This is a genomic window from Pseudomonas sp. GW456-12-10-14-LB2 (assembly GCF_002884345.1).
In the GTDB taxonomy this organism is placed as follows: Bacteria; Pseudomonadota; Gammaproteobacteria; order Pseudomonadales; family Pseudomonadaceae; genus Aquipseudomonas; species Aquipseudomonas paraglycinae.
The window spans coordinates 1-276 of sequence record NZ_POHV01000135.1 but is presented as its reverse complement, the minus strand read 5'-3'; the positions used below and the strand labels follow the sequence as shown (position 1 = coordinate 276).

Here is a 276-nt window from a genome sequence, read left to right as displayed (position 1 = left end):
TTTCCACGCCGCTGCAGGGGGCGGACTATACCGCACAGGTGCTCGACGCGCTGACCGCCAATCCCGAGGTTTGGGCCAAGACAGTGCTGTTGCTCAATTTCGATGAGAATGACGGGCTGTTCGACCATGTCCCGCCGCCCGCACCGCCCGCGCACGATCCGCGCGATCCGGCACGCTTGCTCGGCGGCACCACGGTTGCGGCCCAGGACGAATATCATCGGCATTCGCAAGGCGAGGCCGATGCGGCGTATCTCGGCCGTCCTTATGGTCTGGGGC

1 protein-coding gene is annotated in these 276 nt (G+C 65.6%); it reads left to right on the top strand.

Annotation, left to right across the window (positions count from 1 at the left end; translation table 11 throughout):
* Positions 1-276, top strand: a 276-nt coding sequence (locus tag C1X29_RS29870; protein ID WP_305888215.1) for an alkaline phosphatase family protein, incomplete at both ends; no start/stop codon positions are given.